A 6,582-nucleotide genomic window follows, 5' to 3' on the forward strand; every position below is an offset into this window, starting at 1 on the left:
ACCATATGAAAATCAAAGATTTCCGAGATTTAAAGTGAGTAAAAAAACGGTTTCCCCGACAAATAAAATATCGGATTCCAGGTGGAACTCTTTCATAAAATAATCAGGAGTTATTCCAGAATTTCATAAAGATTCTTAGAGCAGAATCCCAAAAACATAAATCAGCACCGGTGCCAGAAAAACCGTTATTAACCCTGCAATCCCAATTGCAAGACCGCTCATTGCTCCTTCGGTTTCTCCAAGTTCTATTGCCCTTGTTGTCCCGAGAGCGTGGGAAGCTGTTCCTATTGCAATGCCGACTGCAACGCTGTCTTTTATATGGAAAGCGTGGCAAATGAACGGGCCCAGAACAGCCCCTATAATTCCTGTTACCACAATTGCAGCTACTGTTATTGCAGGAAGCCCTCCGATCTGTTTTGAAATCTCTATTCCTATGGGTGTGGTCACGGATTTGGGGACAAGAGAACTGGTTATGACCTCATCAAGCCCAAAGAGGCTGGAGAAGATGAGAATGCTTGAGATGCCCGCAATGCAGCCTGCACTTATGCCTGCAATTATAGGAAGGGCATCGCTTTTAAGGAGCTGGATTTTCTTATAGAGAGGCACGGCAAGGACCACGGTTGAAGGCCCGAGGAAGAAGGAAATATAGTCTCCACCCACATTGTAGGTCTCAAAATCTATCCTGAAGTAAATGAGGAAAAGAATCACAAGAACAAAGCCCACAAGAAGAGGATTGAAGACCGAAGAACGGGTCTTTTTATAGAGCAGAACCCCTATCTGAAAAGCGACCAATGAAAGAAGAATCCCAAAGAGAGGCGTGCTTAGAAACTCATTCAGAAAATCGGCCTGCACTTCAGCTCACCTCTTTTGTCTTCCTGTCGGATGACTTAGCTCTTTCATGTACCTGAACTTCTTTTGCACTTTTCCCACCAGTTGCTCTCTTTTTTCCGAACAAAGCTGCATCTATAGACTTTGCCTCTGCGGGCTTTTTTTGGATCAACTTTTTGACAAACTCCACTGTCAGCCCTGTAACACCAAGGATTATTACTGTTGAGATAATGGAAACCCCGAGGACCGCTGTCCATTTTCCTTCAAGCACACCAGAGCAGGTTATAAGGCTGACTCCTGCTGGAAGGAAGAAAAAAGACAGATTCTCGAGAAGAAAATCGCTTATCCGGCTTATTGTTTCAAGCTTGATCACACCCGCAAGCAGGCAGAAAAAAAGGATTAACATGCCCAGGATATTGCCCGGGACAGGCAGCCCGAATGTTTTTTGAAGAAGGTCGCCCAGAAAGTAAATGCCGAGAATGATTGAAAACTGTTTTAGCAAAAGCTTATTTTCCTCCTTTATTGGAAGCGGACTAAAGAAATAGAATTATAAATACTTTCTCGGTGCTGCAAAAATTGTTTGCAGTGTATCTAAACCGGTAACCTGTGCATAAACCGCTCAGACGTACTTTTTAGAGCAGTCCGGATATTTCACAGTTCAGGTAAAAACTGAAAGCTTTGAAGGGCGCACAATAAATTCATATCAAGCGAACTCCTATTTTCCTAGGGTGTTCTATGGGAGAGAACCGCTTAGTATACATGGACCACGCAGCCACCACTTTCATAAAACCTGAAGTGGCTGAAACTATGCTGCCTTTTATGAGAGACCATTTCGGGAATCCTTCTTCCCTGTATTCAATAGGCAGGGAAGGAAAAGAAGCTGTGGAAACCGCAAGGGAAAAGCTTGCAAAAGCCCTTGGAGCCAGATCCGAAGAAATTTACTTTACTTCAGGGGGGACCGAGTCTGACAACTGGGCTGTTAAAGGAACTGCTTTTGCCAGGCGAAAAAAAGGGAACCATATCATTACCATACCAATCGAACACCATGCAGTGCTTTATCCCTGCGAGTATCTCAAAACGCAGGGCTTTGAGGTAACCTATCTGCCTGTTGACGAATACGGACTTGTAGACCCGGAAGAACTGGAAGATGCAATAAGAGAAGATACCATCCTGATTTCAGTAATGTATGCCAATAATGAAATAGGGACTATCGAGCCCATTCCAGAAATAGGGAAGATTGCCAGAGAGCACGGGATTCCTTTCCATACCGATGCGGTGCAGGCAATAGGCAATATCCCCCTTGACCTGAATGGAAAAGATAAGGATGTGGATATGCTCTCCCTTTCCTCACATAAATTCTATGGACCAAAAGGAACAGGAGCTCTCTATATAAGGGAAGGGACAGAAATTGACAGCTACATGCACGGGGGAGCCCAGGAAAGAGGAAAGCGTGCCGGGACAGAAAATGTTGCAGGAATCGCCGGCATGGGAAAAGCGATAGAGCTTGCAACTGCAAATATCGAGGAACACAGCGAAAAGATAAGGAAAATGAGGGATCGCCTCAGGGCAGGAATAATGGAAATTCCCTTCTGCAGGCTGAACGGGCACCCGGAAAAACGCCTTCCTGGGAACCTTAACTTCAGTTTTAAGTATATCGAAGGGGAGTCCCTGCTTCTTATGCTTGACCAGTTTGGGATCTGCAGTTCAACAGGCAGTGCCTGCTCTTCAGGTTCGCTTAATCCCTCACATGTTCTCAGCGCAATAGGAGTGCCGCCAGAGACTGCACAGGGCTCTCTGCGCCTGACACTTGGAGACGCAAATACTGAAGAGGATATTGATTATGTACTCGAAGTACTGCCAGAGGTCGTTGGAAAATTGAGGGCTATATCTCCATTTTACAGGCTGACTGATGAATGTGAAAAGTGAATAAAAGGACTTAAAGAGGGGGATTTTGTGTATAACAAAAAAGTCATGGACCATTTTATGAATCCCAGAAATGTGGGGGAAATAGAAAATGCGGATGGTGTGGGAGAAGCCGGAAATCCCCATGGTGACCGGATGAAGATTTTCCTGAAAATCCGGGATAACAGAATTGAAGATGTAAAGTTCAAGACATTTGGCTGTGCAGCAGCAATCGCATCCAGCAGCATGGCAACCGAAATGATAAAAGGCAAGACCCTTGAAGAAGCCTGGGAGCTTACAAACGAAGATGTAGCTGAAGCGCTTGATGGGCTGCCTCCGGGAAAACTTGAGTGCTCGGTAGTTTCGAGGGAAGCGACCCATAAGGCAATAAATTATTACCGCAAAAAGACGGGGCTTGAACCCCTGGAAGAGAAGACCTGAAATGAATAGTCATAAGCTTTCAAAAATTCATAAACTTTCAAAACTGTAAAATGTTCATAAAATTTGCCGGTTAATTGTAAAGTTCCCGGGACTGAAAACCACATGATTACTTTTTTGAAACACTTTTAGCCTTCCGGGTGCTTTCAGTAAGTTTGAAAAATCCATATCGTAAACTTGATAAAAAAAGCACCAGATCATACCCTATGAAAAAGATAGGGATCGCGATCACCGACCCGGAAGACTGGACAGCCCGGGCACTTATCAATGCAGCAAAAGAAAAAGGCTTTTCTCCTCTTGTTCTTGACCTCAGGAAGGCAGATGTCAGGATAGGTTCAGGAGTTTCTGAGCCAGCCACTCTTTTTAAAGAAGGGGAAATAATGCTCTCGGACCTTGATGCACTGATTGTGAGGGATGTGGGTGCAGGGGCTTTTGAAGGGGTGTCATTCAGATTTGATATCCTGAGGGAACTGGAGGCAGAAGGAATTCCGGTTATAAACCCTCCGGAAGCCATCCAGAACGCGGCAAACAAGTACCATGCTTCTTATCTCCTGGCAAGGGCCGGGCTTCCTGTACCTGAAACGATAGCTGTCCAGAGCCTGGATGCAGCCTTAAAGGCGATATCAGAATTCGAGGACGCCGTTATAAAACCTGTTTTTGGCTATAAAGGAAAGGATATTGTGAGGGTAAAGAACCGGGAAGTCCAGTTTTCAGACAGAAAAACCGGGCCTTTACCTGTTGAAGAAACTCTCGAAAAGCTGCTCGAAGAGAGGGGGATGCTCTATATTCAGGAGTTCATAGAAAATCCCGGGAGAGACATAAGGGCTTTTGTTGTGGGCGGCACTGCCGTTGGGGCGATTTACAGGAAAGCTGCTGCGGGTTCCTGGGTTAACAACCTGAGCCAGGGAGGAAGTTCGGACAGGTGTGTGCTTACAGATGAACAGAGAGAAATTGCAGAAAGAGCTTCCCTTGCAATTGGCACAACATTTGCAGGTATTGATATTATAGAGGGGCCTGAAGATCCTGTAGAAAAGAGGGATGAGAACTGTAAAGGTCAGAGCAGCGGGAAAAAGCCGGGTCCCAGAATACTCGAAGTCAACGGAACTCCTTCAGGAAAAGGGATTTTTGACGCGTGGAGCATAAATCCCGCGGACTATATTGTGGAACACATTCAAAATATTTTATGAATCAACTATAAATGTTATTGAAGAGAGTATAACATATTTTAGAAAGATTTTTAATGCAGCATATCAAATGTAAAACTGCAATATATGTAAAATCAGTAAAAGCTACTGTAGATCTTAAGCAGTTTGAGGACAGGAAGTCTGAAGCTGATAAGTCTCCGAATAATTTAGAAAAAAGTTATAATGTTAAGATTTACAAGCTGAAAAGGCTTCACAGAAAACATTAAGATATAGTCTGCCTTTGAATAAGCCCGAGGCAAAAGATGAGCGAATACAAACAATGTATAGTTACCCGGGACGACCTTAAACTTTCTAAAGGCAAATTTGCCGTACAGGTGGCTCATGCCGCCCTTTCCGCAGCTGAATGGGCAAGCAAAAGCGACCTTGAAAAATGGAAAGAAGGAGGGCAAAAAAAAGTTGTCCTGAAAGTTCCCACCCTTAAGGACCTTTATGAGCTTAAGGAAAAAGCAAGAAGGGAAGGGCTCCCTACCGCCCTTATACAGGACGCAGGTCTTACTGAAATCCCTCCCGGAACAGTCACGGTACTGGGGATCGGACCGGCAAAAGAAGAGATTATAGATAAAGTTACACGGGATCTTAAACTTGTTTAACTGTAGGAGAAAGGACTGAGAACCCGTTTTAAAAAAAGCTAGCAAAGGATACCTGAAGAGATGTTTTCACTGACAGAAAAGAAATTCTGCCTGCTATCCCATTCAGGAGGGCATTCATGAATATCTCAGAGGTTTCAGAAAAAGACATAGCCTCGATAATTGCTGTCCTGAGTATATGTCTTTTACTGGCTATAATAACTGGATTTCTCTTTCCGGACTCTGTTGGCAGTCTTACGCACGAAATAAAAGATTTTCTCGGGCTGGGGTCTGGTACTGAAAACTCTGAAGAAGCTTTCGTTCCTGATACGTCTACTTTTACTTTTCCGGCAGTACCTTCGTATTCCACTTCAAAAAACGAACTTACTCCTGTTCTGAGGACACCACTGCAACCTGGTTTCTCTCTCAGCAGTAACTATCAGACCTCAGAGCTTTTCCAGGGAGGAGTAGGGTATCTAAAAATAAGAGTTAAAAATGAAGGCAGAAACCCGATCTTTATTGACAGGTACGGAGTTTCGGTTAACGCTTCTGGAAACCGGATTTTTTCAGAAGACTGCGGAGCTTTGCTTTCTCCGGGAGAAGAACAGATTCTCGGGATAATCACAGTCCAGGTGCCTGAAGAGGAAACCGCCAGATTTAGCATAGTTCTCTGGCTTCTTGCCTCTACCTCAGAAGGGAAATGGCATGAATACGACCCCTATTTCCTGAACGGATTCACCGCAGATCTGAAACCGATGCCCGAAAAATACACTCCGGTATACCGATACAATCCTGAATATTACTTTAAGACAATAAACCGGCTGGTGGAGCCATCCCAGCCTGATGTCAGAGCCAGAGCAGCCGAAACAGCCCGCTTATACCCTGGAGCTTATAATATCTATCAGGTCTGCGCCCTCTTTGACATGGTAAAAGAGGAAATCAAATACGTAAGTGACCCCAGAGAGAATGATATATGGGAGCCAGCAAATGTGACTCTGAGGATCGGGGCAGGAGACTGCGAGGATCAGGCAATTCTTCTTTCATCCATGCTCGAAGCTGTTGGAGGCACAACCCGAATCTATCTGACGGACAACCACGCCTTTGCAGCCGTATATCTGGGCAACGGAACCAAGGAAGCCGAAGCAGCAGTTAAAGGAATAAGGGCTTATTACGGAAATGTTGACGTAAACTACCTGACTGACGAATACGGTTCCTGGCTCATGCTCGACCCTACTTCCAGCCTTTATGCAGGCGGGCTGCCTGGAAAAACAGCTCAGGTAAAGATTCAGGGATTAGAAGAAAACGAAACCGAAAGAAGCTGGACATTCGTAAATACAAGCAAGGTAAAAGTGATTGACATCAGCACCAGAGCGCTTAAATAAATTCCATGCAGAAGATAAGCAATCACATACAGGGTCTGGCATACAGGTTATGGAAATATTTTTCAGGAAAATTGTTGATCTCAACCACCAATCAACGTTTTTATCTTTTTACTTTTTACTCAAAAATCCGGCATTGAGTTTTGTTCAAAAAATTATTCAGTTTATTTAATTAATTCAGCTTATTCAGTTTATCAAAATTATTCAGCTTATTCAATTTATTAAAGTAATTCAGTTAATTAAAGGAGTGTTTACAACTTATGG

The 6,582-nt window shown here is 44.0% G+C and carries 7 protein-coding genes; 5 read left to right on the forward strand and 2 right to left on the reverse strand.

What is annotated here, in order from left to right:
• Window positions 1–135: 135 nt before the first annotated feature.
• Window positions 136–852 (reverse strand): LrgB family protein, encoded by a 717-nt coding sequence (locus PLL47_RS03570; RefSeq protein WP_324444822.1) that lies wholly within the window; start codon window positions 850–852, stop codon window positions 136–138.
• A gap of 1 nt (window position 853) precedes the next feature.
• Entirely contained in the window at window positions 854–1,330 is a 477-nt protein-coding gene (locus tag PLL47_RS03575; protein WP_324444823.1) for a CidA/LrgA family protein, read from the reverse strand.
• A gap of 233 nt (window positions 1,331–1,563) precedes the next feature.
• Between PLL47_RS03575 and nifS the strand changes: the two genes are divergently transcribed.
• The 5 genes from nifS to PLL47_RS03600 all read left to right on the forward strand — a co-directional run bounded on the left by nifS (window position 1,564) and on the right by PLL47_RS03600 (window position 6,321).
• Window positions 1,564–2,754 carry a cysteine desulfurase NifS gene (gene nifS / locus PLL47_RS03580; RefSeq protein ID WP_324444824.1) on the forward strand — a complete coding sequence of 397 codons (1,191 nt, stop codon included), beginning with the start codon at window positions 1,564–1,566 and terminating at the stop codon, window positions 2,752–2,754.
• A gap of 27 nt (window positions 2,755–2,781) precedes the next feature.
• Window positions 2,782–3,171 carry a Fe-S cluster assembly scaffold protein NifU gene (nifU, locus tag PLL47_RS03585; protein WP_324444825.1) on the forward strand — a complete coding sequence of 130 codons (390 nt, stop codon included), beginning with the start codon at window positions 2,782–2,784 and terminating at the stop codon, window positions 3,169–3,171.
• Between the two features lie 203 nt (window positions 3,172–3,374).
• A complete protein-coding gene (mptN, locus tag PLL47_RS03590) occupies window positions 3,375–4,355 on the forward strand; it encodes a tetrahydromethanopterin:alpha-L-glutamate ligase (RefSeq protein WP_324444853.1) in 981 nt (326 codons plus the stop codon).
• Between the two features lie 260 nt (window positions 4,356–4,615).
• The gene (pth2, locus tag PLL47_RS03595) at window positions 4,616–4,963 is read left to right on the forward strand and encodes a peptidyl-tRNA hydrolase Pth2 (protein ID WP_048140301.1); all 348 of its coding nucleotides are present in this window, start codon (window positions 4,616–4,618) and stop codon (window positions 4,961–4,963) included.
• 116 nt (window positions 4,964–5,079) lie between these two features.
• Window positions 5,080–6,321, forward strand: coding sequence for a transglutaminase-like domain-containing protein (locus PLL47_RS03600; protein WP_324444826.1), 1,242 nt, complete (start codon window positions 5,080–5,082; stop codon window positions 6,319–6,321).
• Window positions 6,322–6,582: the final 261 nt, after the last annotated feature.

The sequence above is a fragment of the Methanosarcina sp. genome (assembly GCF_035390745.1).
GTDB lineage: Archaea > Halobacteriota > Methanosarcinia > Methanosarcinales > Methanosarcinaceae > Methanosarcina.

Coding starts and splice junctions, on each gene's coding strand:
- pth2 (WP_048140301.1), top strand. CDS start 4,616: ATGAGCGAATACAAACAATGTATAGTTACCCGGGACGACCTTAAACTT.
- mptN (WP_324444853.1), top strand. CDS start 3,375: ATGAAAAAGATAGGGATCGCGATCACCGACCCGGAAGACTGGACAGCC.
- nifS (WP_324444824.1), top strand. CDS start 1,564: ATGGGAGAGAACCGCTTAGTATACATGGACCACGCAGCCACCACTTTC.
- PLL47_RS03600 (WP_324444826.1), top strand. CDS start 5,080: ATGAATATCTCAGAGGTTTCAGAAAAAGACATAGCCTCGATAATTGCT.